At 71.4% G+C, this 19,281-nt stretch carries 15 protein-coding genes; 5 read left to right on the plus strand and 10 right to left on the minus strand.

The features are described 5' to 3' along the window. Positions 1–7 precede the first annotated feature (7 nt). The 4 genes from nuoL to recQ all read left to right on the plus strand — a co-directional run bounded on the left by nuoL (position 8) and on the right by recQ (position 7,337). Entirely contained in the window at positions 8–1,954 is a 1,947-nt protein-coding gene (gene nuoL, locus ACWGJM_RS23760; RefSeq protein ID WP_453413681.1) for an NADH-quinone oxidoreductase subunit L, read from the plus strand. A gap of 5 nt (positions 1,955–1,959) precedes the next feature. Then, a complete protein-coding gene (locus ACWGJM_RS23765) occupies positions 1,960–3,531 on the plus strand; it encodes an NADH-quinone oxidoreductase subunit M (RefSeq protein WP_453413682.1) in 1,572 nt (523 codons plus the stop codon). Then, complete coding sequence (gene nuoN, locus ACWGJM_RS23770; protein WP_453413683.1) at positions 3,528–5,177, plus strand: NADH-quinone oxidoreductase subunit NuoN; 1,650 nt, start codon at positions 3,528–3,530, stop codon at positions 5,175–5,177. The genes ACWGJM_RS23765 and nuoN overlap by 4 nt, the downstream gene beginning before the upstream one ends. 141 nt (positions 5,178–5,318) lie before the next feature. Beyond that, a complete protein-coding gene (gene recQ / locus ACWGJM_RS23775) occupies positions 5,319–7,337 on the plus strand; it encodes a DNA helicase RecQ (protein WP_453413715.1) in 2,019 nt (672 codons plus the stop codon). A gap of 33 nt (positions 7,338–7,370) precedes the next feature. On the opposite strand, the gene ACWGJM_RS23780 is transcribed toward recQ, so the two are convergent. The 10 genes from ACWGJM_RS23780 to fahA form a co-directional block, all read right to left on the minus strand. Continuing rightward, the gene (locus tag ACWGJM_RS23780) at positions 7,371–10,166 is read right to left on the minus strand and encodes a fumarate reductase/succinate dehydrogenase flavoprotein subunit (protein ID WP_453413684.1); all 2,796 of its coding nucleotides are present in this window, start codon (positions 10,164–10,166) and stop codon (positions 7,371–7,373) included. An 11-nt stretch (positions 10,167–10,177) separates the two neighbouring features. After that, a complete protein-coding gene (locus ACWGJM_RS23785) occupies positions 10,178–10,945 on the minus strand; it encodes an ABC transporter ATP-binding protein (protein ID WP_453413685.1) in 768 nt (255 codons plus the stop codon). Next, positions 10,929–11,804 (minus strand): ABC transporter permease, encoded by an 876-nt coding sequence (locus ACWGJM_RS23790; RefSeq protein WP_453413686.1) that lies wholly within the window; start codon positions 11,802–11,804, stop codon positions 10,929–10,931. Before ACWGJM_RS23790 ends, ACWGJM_RS23785 begins: the two co-directional genes overlap by 17 nt. Beyond that, entirely contained in the window at positions 11,801–13,144 is a 1,344-nt protein-coding gene (locus ACWGJM_RS23795; protein ID WP_453413687.1) for an ABC transporter substrate-binding protein, read from the minus strand. The genes ACWGJM_RS23790 and ACWGJM_RS23795 overlap by 4 nt, the downstream gene beginning before the upstream one ends. A gap of 26 nt (positions 13,145–13,170) precedes the next feature. Further along, positions 13,171–13,398, minus strand: a complete 228-nt coding sequence (locus tag ACWGJM_RS23800; protein WP_010986276.1) for a 4Fe-4S dicluster domain-containing protein — start codon at positions 13,396–13,398, stop codon at positions 13,171–13,173. Between the two features lie 41 nt (positions 13,399–13,439). Beyond that, positions 13,440–14,231, minus strand: coding sequence for a GntR family transcriptional regulator (locus tag ACWGJM_RS23805; protein ID WP_390741351.1), 792 nt, complete (start codon positions 14,229–14,231; stop codon positions 13,440–13,442). 143 nt (positions 14,232–14,374) lie between these two features. Beyond that, positions 14,375–15,313: a M56 family metallopeptidase gene (locus ACWGJM_RS23810; protein WP_453413688.1), complete on the minus strand. Its 939-nt coding sequence runs from the start codon at positions 15,311–15,313 to the stop codon at positions 14,375–14,377. Between the two features lie 341 nt (positions 15,314–15,654). Beyond that, complete coding sequence (locus ACWGJM_RS23815; RefSeq protein WP_453413689.1) at positions 15,655–15,858, minus strand: hypothetical protein; 204 nt, start codon at positions 15,856–15,858, stop codon at positions 15,655–15,657. After that, positions 15,855–16,478 carry a hypothetical protein gene (locus ACWGJM_RS23820; RefSeq protein ID WP_453413690.1) on the minus strand — a complete coding sequence of 208 codons (624 nt, stop codon included), beginning with the start codon at positions 16,476–16,478 and terminating at the stop codon, positions 15,855–15,857. Before ACWGJM_RS23820 ends, ACWGJM_RS23815 begins: the two co-directional genes overlap by 4 nt. Before the next feature lie 28 nt (positions 16,479–16,506). After that, positions 16,507–17,721, minus strand: coding sequence for a fumarylacetoacetase (fahA, locus tag ACWGJM_RS23825; protein ID WP_453413691.1), 1,215 nt, complete (start codon positions 17,719–17,721; stop codon positions 16,507–16,509). 248 nt (positions 17,722–17,969) lie between these two features. On the opposite strand from fahA, the gene ACWGJM_RS23830 reads away from it, so the two are divergent. Next, on the plus strand, positions 17,970–19,217 hold the full coding sequence (locus tag ACWGJM_RS23830; protein WP_453413692.1) for a carboxylate--amine ligase: 1,248 nt from the start codon (positions 17,970–17,972) through the stop codon (positions 19,215–19,217). Positions 19,218–19,281: the final 64 nt, after the last annotated feature.

Consider the following 19,281-nt stretch of genomic DNA (forward strand, 5'->3'; position numbering starts at 1 on the left):
GAGAATCGTGGAGAACCTGATCGCGCTGCTGATCGCGGCGCCCCTGCTCGGAGCGGCCGTCCTGCTGGTCGGCGGCCGGCGGCTGGACGCCGTCGGCCACTGGATCGGCACGCTTCTGTCGACGGCCTCCTTCGTGTTCGGCGTGATCCTCTTCGCCGACCTGCTGGGCAAGAACGCCGAACACCGCACGCTCACCCAGCACCTGTGGACGTGGATCTCCGTGGGCAGCTTCCAGGCGGACGTCACCTTCCGCCTCGACCAGCTGTCGATGACGTTCGTGCTGCTGATCACCGGCGTCGGCTCCCTGATCCACCTGTACTCGGTCGGGTACATGGAGCACGACGAGCGCCGCCGCCGCTTCTTCGGCTACCTCAACCTGTTCCTCGCGGCGATGCTGCTGCTGGTCCTCGCCGACAACTACCTGCTGCTGTACGTCGGCTGGGAGGGTGTCGGTCTCGCCTCCTACCTGCTGATCGGCTTCTGGCAGCACAAGCCCAGCGCGGCCACGGCCGCCAAGAAGGCCTTCCTGGTCAACCGCGTCGGCGACATGGGCCTGTCGATCGCGATCATGCTGATGTTCACCACCTTCGGGTCCTTCGCCTTCGGCCCGGTGTTCAGCCACGCCGGCGACACCTCCGAGGGCAGGCTCACCGCCATCGGCCTGATGCTCCTGCTCGCCGCCTGCGGCAAGTCCGCCCAGGTCCCGCTCCAGTCCTGGCTCGGGGACGCGATGGAGGGCCCGACGCCGGTCTCGGCCCTCATCCACGCGGCGACGATGGTGACCGCGGGCGTGTACCTGATCGTGCGGTCCGCGGCCATCTTCAATGCCGCGCCCGACGCGCAGCTCGTGGTCACCGTGGTCGGCGCGGTCACGCTCCTGTTCGGTGCGATCGTCGGTTGCGCGAAGGACGACATCAAGAAGGCGCTGGCCGGCTCGACCATGTCGCAGATCGGCTACATGGTGCTGGCGGCGGGCCTCGGCCCGATCGGCTACGTCTTCGCGATCATGCACCTGGTGACGCACGGCTTCTTCAAGGCCGGGCTGTTCCTCGGCGCCGGTTCGGTCATGCACGGCATGAACGACGAGGTCGACATGCGCAGGTACGGCGGCCTGCGCAAGTACATGCCGGTCACCTTCGTCACCTTCGGCCTCGGCTACCTCGCCATCATCGGCTTCCCGGGACTGTCCGGCTTCTTCTCCAAGGACAAGATCATCGAGGCGGCCTTCGCCAAGGGCGGCACCGAGGGCTGGATCCTCGGCGGCACGGCCCTGCTGGGCGCGGCCATCACCGCGTTCTACATGACGCGGGTGATGCTGATGACGTTCTTCGGAGAGGAGCGCTGGCGGAACCAGCCCACCCGCTCCCCGGAGGCGCCGAGCGCCGAGCCCGCCGCCGAGCACCGCGGCGAGCACGCGGAGCCGCACCCGCACGAGTCCCCGAAGGTCATGACGATTCCGATGGTCGTGCTGGCCGTGGGCTCGGTCGCCGCGGGCGGTCTGTTCAGCATCGGCGACCGCTTCCTGAAGTGGCTGGAGCCGGTCACCGGGCACAGCGAGGGCGACTCGCCCCTCAGTGCCGGCGCGGTCACCGGCGCGACCATGGTGTGCCTGCTGATCGGTGTCGGCATCGCATACGCCCAGTACGGTCGCAAGGCCGTCCCGGCCGTCGCCCCGCGCGGGTCGCTGCTCACCCGGGCCGCCCGGCGCGACCTGCTCCAGGACGACTTCAACCACGTGGTCCTGGTGCGTGGCGGCGAGCACCTCACGCGCTCCCTGGTGTACGTCGACCACACCCTGGTCGACGGGGTCGTCAACGGCACCGCGGCCTCCTTCGGGGGCCTGTCCGGACGGCTGCGCCGGCTCCAGAACGGCTTCGTGCGCTCCTACGCGGTCTCGATGTTCGGCGGCGCGGCACTCCTGGTCGCCGCGACCCTGCTGATGAGGGCGGTCTGATACCGATGTCCTTTCCTCTGTTGACAGCGACGGCGGCGCTCCCGGCCGTCGGAGCGGTCGCCACGGCCGCGGTACCGGCCGCGCGGCGCACCGCCGCCAAGTGGCTCGCGCTGCTGTTCTCGCTGGCCACGCTCGTCCTGGCCGTCGTCATCCTGGTCCGCTTCGACCCCGACGGCGCCCGCTACCAGCTCACCGAGTCCCACGCATGGATCCCGGACTTCGGGGTCCGCTACGAGCTCGGTGTGGACGGCATCGCGGTGGCGCTCGTCGCGCTGACCGCCCTGCTGATCCCGTTCATCGTCCTCGCGGGCTGGCACGACGCCGACCCGCTGGAGACCGGCAGCCGCCGCTGGCGGCCCACCCAGGGCTTCTTCGCGCTGATCCTGGCCGTCGAGGCGATGGTGGTCATCTCCTTCGAGGCCACCGACGTCTTCGTCTTCTACATCTTCTTCGAAGCCATGCTGATCCCGATGTACTTCCTCATCGGCGGCTTCGGGGACCGTGCCCACCAGCACGGGGAAGAAGTGGCGTCCACGCAGCGGTCGTACGCGGCGGTGAAGTTCCTGCTCTACAACCTGGTCGGCGGTCTGATCATGCTGGCCGCGGTGATCGGCCTGTACGCGGTCGCCGGGAGCTTCTCGCTCACGGAGATCGCGCAGGCGCGCGCCAACGGCTCGCTGCACATGGCGACCGATACGGAACGCTGGCTGTTCCTGGGCTTCTTCTTCGCTTTCGCGGTGAAGGCGCCCCTGTGGCCGCTGCACACCTGGCTGCCCAACGCCATGGGGGAGGCCACCGCTCCGGTCGCCGTGCTCATCACGGCGGTCGTCGACAAGGTGGGCACCTTCGCGATGCTCCGCTTCTGCCTCCAGCTGTTCCCGGAGGCGAGCAAGTGGGCGACGCCCGTCATCCTCGTACTGGCGTTGATCAGCATCGTCTACGGGGCGCTGCTCGCGGTCGGCCAGCGGGACATCAAGCGGCTGGTGGCCTACGCGTCGATCTCGCACTTCGGCTTCATCATCATGGGTATCTTCGCGATGACCAGCCAGGGCCAGTCCGGGGCGACGCTGTACATGGTCAACCACGGCATCTCCACGGCGGCGCTGATGCTGGTCGCGGGCTTCCTGATCTCCCGGCGCGGATCGCGGCTCATCGCGGACTACGGCGGGGTCCAGAAGGTCGCTCCGGTGCTCGCCGGCACGTTCCTGATCGGCGGTCTGGCCACCCTCTCACTGCCGGGACTCGCGCCCTTCGTGAGTGAGTTCCTGGTGCTGGTCGGCACGTTCAGGCGCTACCCGGCCATCGGGATCATCGCCACCTTCGGCATCGTCCTCGCCGCGCTCTACACCCTCGTCCTCTATCAGCGGACGATGACGGGCCCGGTGAAACCGGAGGTCTCCGCGATGCCGGATCTCCGTGCGCGTGAGCTGGTGGTCGTGGCCCCGCTGATCGTGCTGCTGATCTTCCTGGGCGTCTACCCGAAGCCCGTCACGGACATCGTCAACCCGGCGGTCAAACAGACCATGTCCGACGTACACAAGAAGGATCCCAAGCCCGAGGTGGAGGCGGCCAAGTGAGCGCAACAGCCGTCCACAGCCTGTGGACAACCGCGGCCGACCCGATCTCGAAGATCGACGCGCCGAAGATCGAATACGGACAGCTGTCGCCGACCCTGATCGTCGTCGGTGCGGCGATCATCGGGGTGCTGATCGAGGCGTTCGTCCCGCGCAAGTCGCGTTACTACGCCCAGGTGTTCGTGTCGGCGGTCGCGCTGGCCGCCGCCTTCGCCGCGGTCGTCGCCCTTGCGGCCGACGGCTACGGCACCACCAAGGCCCACATCGCGGCCATGGGCGCGATCGCGGTCGACGGGCCGTCGCTGTTCCTTCAGGGCACCATCCTGCTGGCGGGTCTGGTCGGCCTGTTCACCTTCGCCGAGCGGCGGCTCGACCCGGCGGCGCACGGCAACCGGGTGGACTCCTTCGCGGCGCAGGCCGCGTCCGTGCCGGGCAGCGACAGCGAAAAGGCCGCCGTCAAGGCCGGTTTCACCACCACCGAGGTCTTCCCGCTGCTGCTCTTCGCGGTCGCCGGGATGCTCGTGTTCCCCTCGGCCAACGATCTGCTGACGCTGTTCGTGGCCCTGGAGGTCTTCTCGCTGCCGCTGTACCTGATGTGTGCGCTCGCCCGCCGCAAGCGGCTGATGTCGCAGGAGTCGGCCGTCAAGTACTTCCTGCTCGGCGCGTTCGCCTCGGCGTTCACGCTGTTCGGCATCGCGCTGCTGTACGGCTACGCGGGCTCGGTGTCCTACGCGACGATCGCGCAGGTCGTCGACGGCACGGTCACCAACGTCGACCCGGCGCTCGCCAACACCATGGGCAACGACTCGCTGCTGCTGATCGGCACCGCGATGGTGGTGATGGGCCTGCTGTTCAAGGTCGGCGCGATCCCCTTCCACATGTGGACGCCCGACGTCTACCAGGGCGCCCCGACCCCGGTGACCGGCTTCATGGCGGCGGCGACCAAGGTGGCGGCCTTCGGCGCGCTGCTGAGGCTGCTGTACGTCGTGCTGCCCGGCATGCGCTGGGACTGGCGGCCGGTCATGTGGGCCGTCGCGATCATCACCATGCTGGGCGGCGCGATCGTCGCGATCACCCAGACCGATATCAAGCGGCTGCTGGCGTACTCGTCCATCGCGCACGCCGGATTCATCCTCGCGGGTGTCATCGCGACCTCGAAGGACGGCGTCTCGTCCGTCCTGTTCTACCTGGCCGCGTACTCGTTCGTGACGATCGGCGCGTTCGCGGTGGTGACCCTGGTGCGCGATGCCGGCGGTGAGGCGACACACCTGTCCAAGTGGGCGGGGCTGGGCCGCCGGTCGCCGCTGGTGGCGGCCGTGTTCGCGGTGTTCCTGCTGGCCTTCGCGGGTATCCCGCTGACCTCCGGGTTCGCCGGGAAGTTCGCCGTCTTCAAGGCGGCGGCGGAGGGCGGTGCGGTCCCGCTGGTCGTGATCGGTGTGATCTCCTCGGCGATCGCGGCGTTCTTCTACATCCGTGTGATCGTGCTCATGTTCTTCAGCGAGCCCAAGCCCGAGGGCCCGACCGTCGCCGTACCGTCCCCGCTGACGATGGCGGCGATCGGCGTGGGCGTGGCGGTGACGCTGGTGCTCGGTGTGGCGCCGCAGTACTTCCTGAACCTGGCGAGCCAGGCGAGCGTGTTCGTGCGCTGACCGGAAGTGTGGGGCCCTGGTTCTCCCTGGGGAGGCCGGGGCCCTTCCGTATGCCCGAGCCTGTGGATAACTCCGACGCTGTCGGTGCGGAGCCCTATCGTGGACGCAGTGGTCGAGAGACGACGTACGGGGGACACGACGATGGGCGGGACAGGCGGGATCGGCGAGATGCCAGGGACGACGGACAGCGAGACGCTGGCCACGCTGCACCGGGTCTTCGGATACGAGGCCTTCCGCGGCGAGCAGGAAGCGGTCATCGAGCATGTGGTGGCGGGCGGCGACGCCGTCGTCCTCATGCCGACCGGTGGTGGCAAATCGCTGTGCTACCAGATCCCGGCCCTGGTCAGACCGGGTACGGGGATCGTGGTGTCCCCGCTCATCGCGCTGATGCAGGACCAGGTGGACGCGCTGCGGGCACTCGGCGTGAACGCCGGGTTCATGAACTCCACGCAGGACTTCGACGAGCGGCGCGTGGTCGAGGCGGAGTTCCTGGCCGGCGAGCTGGACCTGCTGTACCTGGCACCGGAGCGGCTGCGCCTGGAGTCCACGCTCGATCTGCTCTCGCGGGGCAAGATCGCGGTCTTCGCCATCGACGAGGCGCACTGCGTCTCCCAGTGGGGCCACGACTTCCGCCCCGACTACCTGGCCCTCTCCCTCCTGGGCGAGCGCTGGCCGGACGTCCCGCGGATCGCGCTGACGGCGACGGCCACCCACGCCACCCACCAGGAGATCACCCAGCGGCTGAACATGCCGACGGCCCGCCACTTCGTGGCGAGCTTCGACCGGCCCAACATCCAGTACCGGATCGTGCCCAAGGCCGACCCCAGGAAGCAGCTGCTCGCCTTCCTGCGCGAGGAGCACGCGGGCGACGCGGGCATCGTGTACTGCCTCTCACGGAACTCGGTGGAGAAGACCGCGGAGTTCCTCTCCCGCAACGGCATCGAGGCGGTGCCTTACCACGCCGGCCTGGACGCGGGCACGCGCGCGGCGCACCAGTCCCGGTTCCTGCGCGAGGACGGCCTGGTCGTGGTGGCGACCATCGCCTTCGGGATGGGCATCGACAAGCCGGACGTGCGGTTCGTCGCCCACCTCGACCTGCCCAAGTCGATCGAGGGCTACTACCAGGAGACCGGCCGGGCGGGACGGGACGGCCTGCCGTCGACGGCCTGGATGGCGTACGGCCTCAACGACGTCATACAGCAGCGCAAACTGATCCAGTCCGGCGAGGGCGACGAGGCGTTCCGCCGCCGGGCCGCCGCCCACCTGGACTCGATGCTCGCCCTGTGCGAGACGGCCCGGTGCCGCCGCGGCCAGCTGCTCGCCTACTTCGGCCAGGACCCGGACGCGGCGGGCTGCGGGAACTGCGACACCTGCGTCACGCCTCCGGAGACCTGGGACGGCACGATCGCCGCGCAGAAGGTGCTGTCCACGGTGGTGCGGCTACAGCGGGAGCGCGGGCAGAAGTTCGGCGCGGTGCAGATCGTGGACATCCTGCTCGGCAAGCGCACCGGCAAGGTGATCCAGTTCGACCACGACCAGCTGTCCGTCTTCGGCATCGGCGAGGACCTCTCCGAGGGCGAGTGGCGGGGCGTCGTCCGGCAGCTGCTGGCCCAGGGGCTGCTCGCGGTCGAGGGCGAGTACGGCACGCTGGTGCTCACCGAGGCGAGCGGGGCGGTGCTGCGGCGGGAGCGGGAGGTGCCGCTGCGCAAGGAGCCGAAGAAGCCGGTGACCTCCCGGTCGGGGTCGGCCTCGACCTCGGGTTCCTCCGGCCGCGGCGACCGCAAGGCCAAGACGGCCGCGGCCGAGCTGCCCGAGGAACTGCTGCCCGCCTTCGAGGCCTTGCGCGCCTGGCGTGCCGAGCAGGCACGCGAACAGGGTGTTCCGGCGTACGTCATCTTCCACGACGCCACACTGCGGGAGATCGTCACGGTCTGGCCGGCCTCGGTGGACCAGCTGGGCACCGTCGGGGGAGTGGGAGAGAAGAAGCTGGCGACGTACGGAGAGGGTGTCCTCGAAGTGCTGTCCGCCCTGGACACCCCGACCGCGGGCGGCCCGGCCGCCGGCCCTCCGGCCCCGGCCGCCGGCCCTTCGGCCCCAGTCGCCGCGGACGACGACTGGCCGGAGCCGGACGCGGAGCCGGAGCCGGACGACTGGATATAGACGCCGGGACCTGGATGTGGACGCCGGAGCGCGTCACAGCCCCCGCGCCGCGTACGCCCTGACGTCCGCGTCCGGGTCCGAGGTGACCGTGGCGAGGGCCGCCCGGGCCTCCGCTGTGCCGTTGTGCCGGGTCAGGGCGAGCACCGCCGCCTTGCGCACGTCGGCGTTGGGGTCGGCGAGCGCCTTGGCCAGGGCGGGGACCGACACACCGGAGTCCGCGGAGCCCAGCGCGGTCGCCGCGCCCGCCCGGACCTGCCACGCCGGGTCGGTCAGCGCGGCCACGGCACGCGCGGCGAGCGGGGCCGGGCAGCCGACGGTGGCCAGCGCGCCGAGCGCGGCGCCGCGCACCAGGGGGTCGGTGTCCTCGGTGAGCCGGTCGAGGGTGCCGGTGAGCAGCTCCAGGGCGCTCGCGGCCAGGTCCGCCGAGCTGACGGCCGCCAGTGCCTTGGCCACGGTGACGCGGACCTCGCGCGAGGGGTCGGCCGCCGCACCGGCCAGTGGTTCGACGGCGTCGACCGAGACGAGTGCGCGCACGGCCTCGATCCGGACGGCGATGTCGGGGGCGTCCAGTGCCTCGGCGAACAGGCCGGCGTCACCCAGGTGCAGGGCGCGCAGCACGTCGAGGGCGGCGGCGCGCACCACGGGGTCGGCCTCGGCGACCGCGGCGGTGAGGGCGGCACCCAGGGCGGGTTCGGGCGGGAGGGTCTCGACGAGCTCGCGCAAGGAGGCCGCGGCGGCCGCACGCACGTCGGCGTCGGGGTCGCTGAGGGCGCCGGCCAGGGCCTGCCCGGTGCCGGGCGGCACCGTCTCGGTGAGGACCGACACCGCCGTCCGCCGCACGGCAGCGTCCAGGTCGGTCAAGTAGGGCTCGATCGCGGCGAGTTCCGGCTGCTCCTCGGCCAGCTCCAGCAGCTCCAGGAGCCGCGGCGAGGCGGTCTCGCCCGAGCCGCGGTCCACGGGCCCGGGAACGCGTGCGGAGGCCGGCCCCGTGGTGACCGGCGCCACGTCCTGGGACCCGGCGGTGGCCACGTCCTCGGCACGGACCTCACCGAGGTGCCGGGAAGAGCCGCCGACCGGAGTGAATTCATCGACCGGAACCAGATAGGGAGCCACGGGACGAGCCGTGAACTCCATCGCGCCGGAGGGGGACTTGTGCAGATCGAGATGGTGGAACCAGGAGGCGTCGTCGCGCTCCGGATGGTCGAGGCGGTCGTGGTAGAGGCCCCAGCGGGACTCCGTGCGGGCCAGGGAGGCGCGCGCGGCCATCTCCGCGCAGTCGCGGATGAAGGTGGCCTCCGCGCACCGCATCAGCTCGTGCGGGGTGCGGGCACCCATCGCGGCGATGTCCGCGCGCATCCGCTCGAAGGCCTCCAGGGCCAGCGACAGCCGGGCGCCCGACTTCGGCGGGGCCACGTAGTCGTTCACGAAGCGGCGCAGCTTGTACTCGACCTGGGTCTGCGGCGGGCCGGACGGGTTGCGCAGCGGGCGGTAGATCAGCTCGTGCGCCTCCCGCAACTGGTCCTGCGGAAGCTCCCCTTCGTACGCGCGGTACCGGGAGGCGTCCGCGCCGGCCAGGTCGCCGAAGACGAAGGCGCCGATCATGTAGTTGTGCGGCACGCAGGCCAGGTCGCCGGCGGCGTACAGACGCGGGACGGTGGTACGGGCGTGGTCGTCGACCCGTACGCCGGAGGCCGAGTGGCCGCCGCACAGGCCGATCTCGGAGATGTGCATCTCGATGTCGTGCGTGCGGTAGTCGTGACCGCGCCCGGTGTGGAAGGTGCCACGGGTCGGGCGCTCCGTGGAGTGCAGGATCGACTCCAGCGCCGAGACGGACTCGTCCGGGAGGTGGCTCAGCTTCAGGTACACCGGCCCCCGGTCGCTGGCCACCTCGGCCGCGAACTCGGCCATCATCTGGCCGGACCAGTAGTCGGAGTCGACGAAGCGTTCGCCGTGCCGGTTGACCTGGTAGCCGCCGAAGGGGTTGGCGACGTACGCGCAGGCGGGGCCGTTGTAGTCCTTGATCAGCGGGTTGATCTGGAAGCACTCGATGCCGGTGAGTTCCGCGCCCGCGTGGTAGGCCATGGCGTAGCCGTCGCCCGCGTTGGTGGGGTTCTCGTACGTGCCGTACAGGTAGCCGGAGGCGGGCAGGCCGAGGCGGCCGCAGGCGCCGGTCGCGAGGATGACGGCGCCCGCGCGGACGGTGACGAACGCACCGGTGCGGGTGTGGAAGCCGACCGCGCCCACGGCACGCCCCTGGGCGGTCAGCACGCGCACCGGCATCAACCGGTTCTCGATCCGGATCCGCTCCCGCATCTCGCGCCGCCGCAGCTGCCGGTACAGCACCTTCTTGACGTCCTTGCCCTCCGGCATGGGCAGCACGTACGAGCCCGAGCGGTGGACCTGGCGGACGGCGTACTCGCCGTGCTCGTCCTTCTCGAACTTCACCCCGTACGACTCCAGGCGCTGCACCATCGCGAAGCCCCGGGTGGCGGTCTGGCGGACCGTGGACTGGTCGACGATGCCGTCGTTGGCGCGGGTGATCTCGGCGACGTAGTCGTCGGGCTCGGCGCGGCCGGGGATGACCGCGTTGTTGACGCCGTCCATGCCCATGGCGAGCGCCCCGGAGTGCCGGACGTGGGCCTTCTCCAGCAGCAGGACGTTCGCGCCGTGCTCGGCGGCGGTCAGCGCGGCCATCGTGCCGGCGGTGCCGCCACCGATGACGAGGACGTCGCAGGTGAGTTCCTCGGCGTCGGCGAGGGCGGGGATCTCCAGGGGAGTGTCCGTGGGGGTGTCCGTGGGGGTTTCCGTGCGGATGTCCGGGGTGTCCACCGGGGTGCCTTTCAGATGCTCAGTGAGGTCAGGACGTCGCGCCGCAGTGCCACGCGCGCGGGATCGTCGTGCGCGGTACGGTCGCGGGGGCGCGGCACGTCGCGTACGGCGGTCAGCCGGCCGGAGCTCAGGAGGGCCACACGGTCGCCGAGGAACAGGGCCTCGTCCACGTCGTGGGTGACGAAGACGACGGTCGCTCCGGTGCCGCCCAGCACCTCCACCAGCAGGTCCTGCATGCCGGCGCGGGTCTGGGCGTCGAGGGCGCCGAAGGGTTCGTCCATGAGGACTGCACGCGGGCTGCCGGCCAGGGCGCGGGCGAGCTGCGCGCGCTGGCGCTGGCCGCCGGAGACGCGGTGCGGCAACTGCCGGGACTGCTCGGCGAGTCCTACGCGCGCCAGCCAGGACTCCGCCTGGGCGCGGCGTTCGGTCCGGGGCAACCCTTTGATGGCGAGCGGAAGTTCGACGTTCGCGCGCAGGCTGCGCCAGGGCAGGAGGGCGTCCTCCTGGAAGATCAGGGCGCGGTCGGCGCCGGGGCCCGTCAGGGGGCGCGCGTCCTGGGCGACCTCTCCGGCGAGCGGCGACAGCAGCCCGGCCAGCGTGCGCAGCAGCGTCGACTTGCCGCAGCCGGACGGGCCGACGACGGTGAGGATCTCGCCGGGGGAGATGTCGACGTCCACCTGGTGCAGCACGGGCGCGCCCGGCCGTCCGAGAGTGGCGCCGCGCAGGGCGAGTCCCGCACCGGTGCGGGACGGCGAACGCACGTCAGACGAACTGGTCATGGGGCACGTCCTCGGTCCTGGAGCTGATCGGAGCAGGGGTCGTGGCGCCGCGCACCCGCCGCGGGGCACGCACACCAGGGACGTACGACGTGCGGGGCAGCCAGCGGGTGAGCCGGCGGCCCAGCAGTTCGACGAGGGTGGAGGTGACCCAGCCGAGTACGCCGATGGTGACCATGCCGACGAACACGCCCGGGTAGTTGATGACCGTGTAGTCCTGCCAGGTGCGGTAACCGACGCCGTACTGGCCGGAGATCATCTCGGCGGAGATCACGCAGATCCACGAGACGCCGATGCCGACGGACAGGCCGCCGAAGATGCCGGGCAGCGCTCCCGGCAGGACGACCGAGCCGAGGATCCGCCACCGGCCGCCGCCCATGGTGCGCACCGCCTCCTCCCACACGGGGGTCAGGGCGCGGACCGAGTGCCGGGTGGAGACCAGCACGGGGAAGAAGGCGGCGGTGCAGGTGATGAAGACGATGCCCTGTTCGTTGGACGGGAAGAGCAGGATCGCCACCGGGACGAGAGCGATCGCCGGGATCGGGCGGATCACCTCGAGGACCGGGCCGAGCAGGTCCTCGGCGAGGCGCGAGCGGGCCACGAGCACGCCCGTCGCCACGCCCAGGACGGCCGCCAGCGTGAAGCCGAGGAGGATCCGGGTGAGGCTGTCGGTGAGGTCGGTCCAGTAGTCACCGCCCGAGACCCGGTCGGCGAAGGCGTGGGCCACGTCGGTGACCGTGGGGAACTGCGAGAAGCGCAGCCACAGGTCGACGTCCATGCTGGTCAGCAGCTGCCAGAGGCCGAGGGCGGCGGCCAGGGACGCCACCCGCAGCGCATACCGGGCGAGCGGGCGCCGGGTCATGAGGCCAGTCCGAGCGCGTCGGTGTACGAGACCGTCCGGGCGCCCGTGTGCGCGGCGACGTACGCCCGGGCGGTCGCCGGGGCGACGAACGGGAGCAGCGTGTCGCCGTCGGCCACCCATACCGCCTTGTCGGCGAACCACTGGGTGCCGGTGGTGGCGTCGGGGACGTACGCGGCACGGATGCCGTCCTTGTGCCCGGCCACGTAGGCGAGCAGCTCCTTCGGGGACTTGAAGCTCGTGGTCTTCTCGGCCCCCTTCGTCCACACCTCGCTCGCGGCCGGCGCGGGGGTCGCGGCGAGCTCCTTGGCGTAGGAGGAGCCAAGAGCCTTCTTCACGTACTGGTCGTCGACGAAGGAGTCGACGTCGACGTCCCCGACCAGCTTCGCGGACTTCAGGACGGACACGTCCTGCTTGAGCGCGGAGACGAGCTGGGGTTTGACGGCGGGGTCGAAGGTGGAGATGCCCTGGGTGCCGTTGTAGAGGTAGACGACCTCGGCGGGCAGGCCGGTGGCCTTTGCGACCTTCTCGGCGGCGGTCACGGGGTGGGCGCCCAGGTAGTCGGTCGCCTCGGCCTGGGCCTTGAGGAAGGCCTCCAGGACGGCGGGGCGGTTCTTGGCGAAGTCCTCGCGGGCGGTGACGCCGTGGAAGGTGGGGAGGTTCAGCTGGGCGCCGTCGTAGAGGGCTTTCGCCTTGCCCTGGTAGGTGAGCAGGCCGGGCCAGGCCACGAACTGGGACAGTGCGTCGATGCTGCCCGCCGACAGGGCCGAGGCGCCGACCGCCGGCTGCTGGTTGAGCTTGGAGATGCCGTTGTTCGGGTCGATACCGGCCCGCTGAAGGGCCCGTACGAGGGTGCCGTCGGCGGCCGAGCCGACGCTCGTGGAGACCTTCTTGCCCTTGAGGTCCGTCAGGGAGGTGAGTTTGGAGTTCGGCGCCGTGACGACGGTGTTGAGGCCGCCGCGGAGGTTGTAGCCGGTGACGGACACCAGGTGGGTGGGGCGGCCGAGCTGCTTGCCGCGGGCCGCGTTGAGCAGCAGCGGGAAGTCGCCCATCGAGCCGATGTCGATCTTCCCCGCGGTCATCTGGGCGGTGATGGGGGCGCCGGTGGCGTAGTCCTGCCAGTCCACCTTGTAGGTGTGGCCGTCGTGCAGGGCGTTGAGCTGCTGCTCGAAGTAGCCGAGGGAGCGCAGGAGGGTGCCCGCGGTGACGGTGTTGATGGTCTTGGACTGGTAGCCGACGGTGATGGTGACCGTGGATCCGTCACCGGCCTGGGCGTCGCCGCCGCAGGCCGACAGGGGGAGGAGCAGGGATGCCGTGGACAGGGCGATGACCGTGCGTTTCATGGGGCGCTTCATGGGAGTCGGGCCTTTCACCGGAGCAGGTAGGGCATGTTGACCGTGACGGCTCCGGTGGGGCAGCGGGCCGCGCACGGGCCGCAGTACCAGCACTCGTCGACGTGCATGTACGCCTTGCCGTTGCTCTCGTCGATGGCGAGGGAGTCCAGCGGGCACATGTCCACGCAGAGCGTGCAGCCGTCGATGCACTTGGACTCGTCGATGGTCACGGGCACATCGGCCCGCTGGGGCGCCAAGGGCATGGCTGTCTCCAGGAAGGTCGAACTCTTGGGAAGCGGGTGGGTCAGAGGGAGCGGTGCAGGAGACCGCTCATGGTGATGCGGTCGCCGCGGAACCGGATGAACTCCAGGTCGACCGGGCGGCCGTCCGCGAGGTGGGTGAGCCGTTCCAGCATCAGGACGGCCGCGCCGCGCGGGGCCTCCAGGACGGTGGCGGAGTGGGTGTCCGCGTTCACCGCCTCCAGCGTGATCTCGGCGTGGCCGAGGCGCTGGCCGGTGATGGCTTCCAGGAGGCGGAAGACGTCGGTGTTCTCCAGGTCGGCGTCGAGCAGGGCGGTGCCAATGTCGAGCGGGATGTAGGTGAGGTCGAGGGAGAGGGGGAGGCCGTTCAGGCGGCGCAGGCGTTCGATGTAGAGGACGTCGGTGCCTGCGGGGACGCCGAGGCGTTCGGCGACCGGGGAGGGTGCGGGGGCGGGGCCCATGGTGCGGACCTCGTTGGTGACGCGGCCGTGTTCGCGGAGGGTTTCCGCGAGGCCCATCAGGCGGTCGAGCCCGTGCGGGTACTTCTGGGCGACGACCACCGTGCCCACGCCGGGCAGGCGGTCCACCAGTCCCTCGGCACGCAGCAGGTCGAGTGCCTGGCGCACGGTGTTGCGGGAGGCGCGGTAGTCGTCGGCGAGCGTGGACTCGTGGGGGAGTGCGCCGTCGGGGTGGGCGCCGGTGAGGATCTGGTGGCGGAGGAGATCGGCGAGCTGCCTGGCCTGGTCCGCACGCAGCCGGCGACGCGTGCGGTGGGCGGCGACGGTGGTCGCGGCGCCTTGACCGGCGTGGTCTCGGATGCGGTCGGTGGGTGGCATGCCGTGAACCATACCGAGGCGGTAGGAAAAGTCGTGTTGCCGGATTGTTGCGCCATCTGACACACCACCGGCTGGGCTGCTGAGCTGGGGCTTTACCTGTAGGCGGGGGAAGATCTGCCACTGACGGCGTGACTGCCCAGCCGTCAGGACAGCGCCGACAGACCCGGAGCGAACGTGATGAGCAGCGGCAGCAGCGGTACCAGCGCCGCCACCGTCGTGGTCAGCGCGCGCTGCCGGCGCAGCAGCCGCGGTGGGGGTTCCAGGAGGCGGTCGACGCGTTCGCCGAGGAGGCGGCGGCTGGAGGCGCAGGAGAGGACGCCGCGGTGCTGGTTCAGCTCGATCAGGGCGAGGGCGGTGGTGAGGTGACCGCAGCGGCGGGAGGCCGTGTCGTCGGCGGCCAGTTCGACCAGGCGGTGGGTCTGGTCGCAGAAGTGGGCGAAGAGCGGCACGCGGGGGAAGCCGGTGGCGAGGGCGGTGGACAGGTGCAGCAGCCAGTCGTGGTGGGCGCGGGCGTGGCCGCGCTCGTGGGTGAGGACGGCGTCCAACTGGTGGTCGGTGAGGCGCTGTAGGGCGCCGGTGGTGACGACCAGCTGGGGCGGGTGGCCCGGCATCCACCAGGCGTCGGGGTACTCGTCCTCGAGCACCAGCATCGGGCCCCGCGCGGCAGGCAGCCCCGCGGGCAGCTCGGGCGCGCGTTCGCGCAGGTGGGCCCGGGTCTGGCCGCGGCGGCGGCGGGCCTCGACGAGTTCGCGGGCGAGCATCGCCGTGGTCCACGCGGCCCCGCAGGCGAGCAGTGCGGTGAGCGTGACGGCCCAGACCGGGGCGGTGGAGAGGTCGTACGCGGCGGTCACGGCGGGCGGCGCGGGGGCGAAGACACGGTCGCGGACGGTGTGGAAGACGGCGGCGGCGCCCAGGACCAGCGCGGTCAGGCAGCACAGCAGCACGGTGGCGACCAGGCACTGCCAGACCCACAACGCGACGACGGGATCCCGTTCGGGCCACGCGGCCCGGGTCAGCGCGCGCGGCATCGGCACCGCGGCCGTCAGGGCGACGACGCTCAGCAGGAGCAGGCAGACGGTCATGCCGGGGGCTCCGGTTCCTGGTCGGAGACGGGGGCGGACGAGGGGCTGGTCCGGGTGGCGGTTCAGGTGGTGCACGCTGTTACGCCAGTATGACGCCGACGGGCGCCCGGAGTCAGGCGTCGACGGCAAACACCACCCGCTCTCGAGCCTCCCGGCGCCCTTACTCCCGCAATGCTCGCCGGACGGCCCTCAGCACCTCGTCCTCCGCCGCGCCAGTGCCCGGGCCGCCGCCACGAACCTGCGGGCCGGTTCGGCCGGTTCGCCCGGTTCGGCCGGATCGGCGCGTCGTACGGGGGTCGGCAGCGGGGCGACGCGGGTGCCCGCGCCCCGCCGGGTGCGGATCAGGCCCGCCGACTCCAGCTCGCCCGGGCCCGGGCCACCGTCCCGGCCGCCAGACTGCGGCCCGCCGCCAACTGCCGTACCGTCGGCAGCCGTCCGCCCTCCGGCAGGCGGCGGGTGCTGATCAGGGCCGCGAGCTGCGCGCGGATCTGCTCGTACGGCGGGACGGGGCTGGTGGTGTCGACCCGTACGGCCGCGCCGCTCACCGGCGCCGCCAGGTCGCCCCGGGCGAGCAGGCCGTGAACAGGCTCCAGGGCACGGTCACCAGGGCCACCACGGCCAGCGGCCACAGCACGTCGTTCGCCACGGTCCCCGCGGTGCCGTCGCACTTCATGTTCATCAGCGCCGCCCGAGGCCGTCGAGGCCGCGCCCAGCAGGTCAGGGTAAGGGCGCGGCCCGCCCGTCCCAGGCCGTCCGGCGACGCCACCGCGGCCGCCGCTGTCAGCAGCACCACCAGCGCCCCCGCGAGGACGGCCGGCAGCGGGCTCATCCGGGGCGGCAGGTGGTCGCGGGCCCGGCGGGGCGCGAGACCGGCCGGGCGGACGGCACCCCGGGTCGGCGGGGTCAGCGCGTCGCCCACCAGCACTCCGGCGACCGTGCAGAGCCCGAACGCCGGGTACGCCGGGATGGCGTAAAGGATCCCGTCCCCGTGGTCCAGCGGGGTCAGCCGGCGTGCCGCGAGCGCCCCGACCGCCGGCCCCGTCCAGCGGGCGTAGCGGTCGACGGGCGCGCGCGAAGCGGCCGCGGAACCGACGAGGCCTGCGGGGCCGGCGGAACAGATGAATGGGATCGGGCCTGCGACATGTGAATCCCCGTTAGACCGCACGACTTGTGCCTCCCCCGGGGAACTTGTGTCAACTACTTGCTACAACGCGCCCGCTGACCTCCCCAAGCCCCACCCGGCCCCCGCCCGCCCCCGGCGCCCACGCCGACAGCGTGACGACGTCCCCGTCCTCCAGGTAGGTCCGCTTGCCGTCCGGCAGTTCGAGCGGATCACGCCCGTTCCAGGTCAGCTCCAGCAGCGAGCCCCGCTGCCGCTCCTCGGGCCCGCTCACGGTCCCCGACCCGTACAGGTCCCCGGTGCGCAGCGAGGCCCCGTTCACGGTCATGTGCGCCAGCTGCTGCGCGGCCGTCCAGTACATGGTGGAGAAGGGCGGCTCGGACACCGTGTGGCCGTTGACGGCGATGGAGATCCGCAGGTCGTAGCCGCCGGGCTCCTCACCGGAGTCGTCCAGGTACGGCAGCGGCGGGTGGGTCCGCTCGGGCGGCGCCACCAGCGCGTCCTCCAGTGCCTCCAGCGGGGTGATCCACGCCGACACCGACGTGGCGAAGGACTTGCCGAGGAACGGGCCGAGGGGCACGTACTCCCAGGCCTGGATGTCGCGTGCCGACCAGTCGTTCAGCAGGCACAGCCCGAAGACGTGCTCCCGGAAGTCGCCCAGCGGGACCGGCCTGCCCCGCTCCGAGGGGACGCCGACGACGAAGCCGACCTCGGCCTCGATGTCCAGGCGGACGGAGGGCCCGAAGACGGGAGTGGGGTCGGTGGGACCCTTCCGCTGGCCGGACGGCCGTACGACGTCCGTGCCCGACACCACGACCGTCCCGGAGCGGCCGTGGTAACCGATCGGCAGGTGCTTCCAGTTGGGGGTCAGTGGATCCTCGGCGTCGGGGCGGAAGATGCGGCCCGCGTTCCGGGCGTGGTGCTCGGAGGAGTAGAAGTCGACGTAGTCGGCGACCTCGAAGGGTAGGTGCAGGGTCACCGAGGACAGGGGGTGGAACAGCGGTTCGATCGTCTCCCGGTGAGCGGGCACCGTCACCCAGGCCGTCAGGGCCCGCCGTACGTCCGACCACGCCGTACGGCCGGCGGCGAGAAGCGGGTTGAGGGTCGGGTGCGCGAGCAGGGAGGCGTACGGCGAACCGATCGCGCGCGCCGCCGCGCCCGCGTCGAGCACGTGGTCGCCGAGCCGGACGCCGACGCGCCGCTCGGTCGAGCCGGCGGGGGAGAAGACGCCGTAGGGGAGGTTGTGCGGGCCGAAGGGGTCGCCCTCGGGGACGTCGAAGGGGGGCATGGGGTGCTGCCTCGCTCTCATCCGGTGCCATCACTGCGTGCCGTTGCATGTGGTCGGGCCACACGTTACGGGTGAGTTGCATGTCCTGGGCAGCGTGCCGGGTAGTGTCTAAAGAGTTCGCAATGTCCGAATAGGCCTTGTCGGAGCGGTCAATTCCGGCTTAGCGTCACTTTGGGGGACACGGACGGGGTGGGTCCGGTCCGTAGGGGGGACGCGTGGGGGGACCCGTGGCCAGGAATTCCGTCGGTGTGCCTTTCGACGCGGACAGGAACGTACCGGGACTGATCGTCAAGTTCGGCGACTATCCCCTGCACCATGGCGGTGTCGGCGCCATCCGCAGCCTGGGCCGCCTGGGCGTCCCGATGTACGCGATCACCGAGGACCGCTACACGCCCGCGGCCTCCTCCCGTTACCTCACCCGCGCCTTCGTCTGGCCGACCAGCGGGGCGGAGGAACCGGAGTGCCTGGTGGAGGGGCTCAGGCGGATCGGCCGGCGCATCGGTCGCCCCACCGTCCTCATCCCCACCGACGAAGAGGCCGCCGTCCTGATCGCCGAGCACCAGGACGACCTGATGGACCGATTCCTCTTCCCGCGTGTCGACGCCGGCCTGCCGCGCCGGCTGGCCAGCAAACAGGGGCTGCACGAGCTGTGTGGGGAGCATGGCATCGCCAGTCCGTCGGCGGCCTTCCCGGAGTCCTACGAAGAGATCGTCGCCTACGCCGACACCGCCCGCTACCCGGTGGTGGCCAAGAACCGCGAGGCGTTCGTCCGGCGCAAGCGGCCCGCCGTGAACGGCACCACCAGGATCGCCACCCGCGAGGGCCTGCTCACCCTGGCCCGCGACTGGGGCGAGCACCCCGGCGTGATCCTCCAGGAGTACCTGCCCCGGGAGGACGCCGAGGACTGGATCGTGCACGCCTGCTTCGACGCCGACTCCACACCGCTCGCGATGTTCACCGGCGTCAAGGTGCGTTCGTGGCCGCCGCACGCGGGCATGACGGCGAACGCGTACGTCGTCGACAACCCGGAACTCGCCGACCTCGCCGCACGTTTCATCAAGCAGATCGGCTTCAGCGGCATCATCGACCTCGACCTGCGCTTCGACCGGCGCGACGGACAGTACAAACTCCTCGACTTCAACCCGCGTATGGGCGCCCAGTTCCGGCTCTTCGAGAACGAGTCCGGCGTGGACGTCGTACGTGCCATGCACCTGAATCTGACCGGCCGCCCGGTTCCGGAGGGGGAACAGCCGGCCGGCTGGCGCTACATCGTGGAGAACATCGACCTCCCCGCCCTTCTCGCCTACCGCCGCAGCGGCTACACGACGCCGCACGCGCCGGCCCGGGCGAGCGGGACGGAGCTGGCCTGGCTCGCGGGTGACGACCCGCTGCCGTTCCTCACGATGCTCGCGCGCTTCGTGCGACCGGGCGCGAAGCACCTCTATCAGCTGTGGCGGACCAACCGCCGCGGCAGCGGCACCGGTTCCGGCGGCTAGCCCGCCCTGGGCGGCCTGTCCGGACCGGCGCATCGTTCACCACCACGAAGTGACGGAAAACACG

It is taken from the genome of Streptomyces sp. NPDC054834, assembly GCF_053611185.1.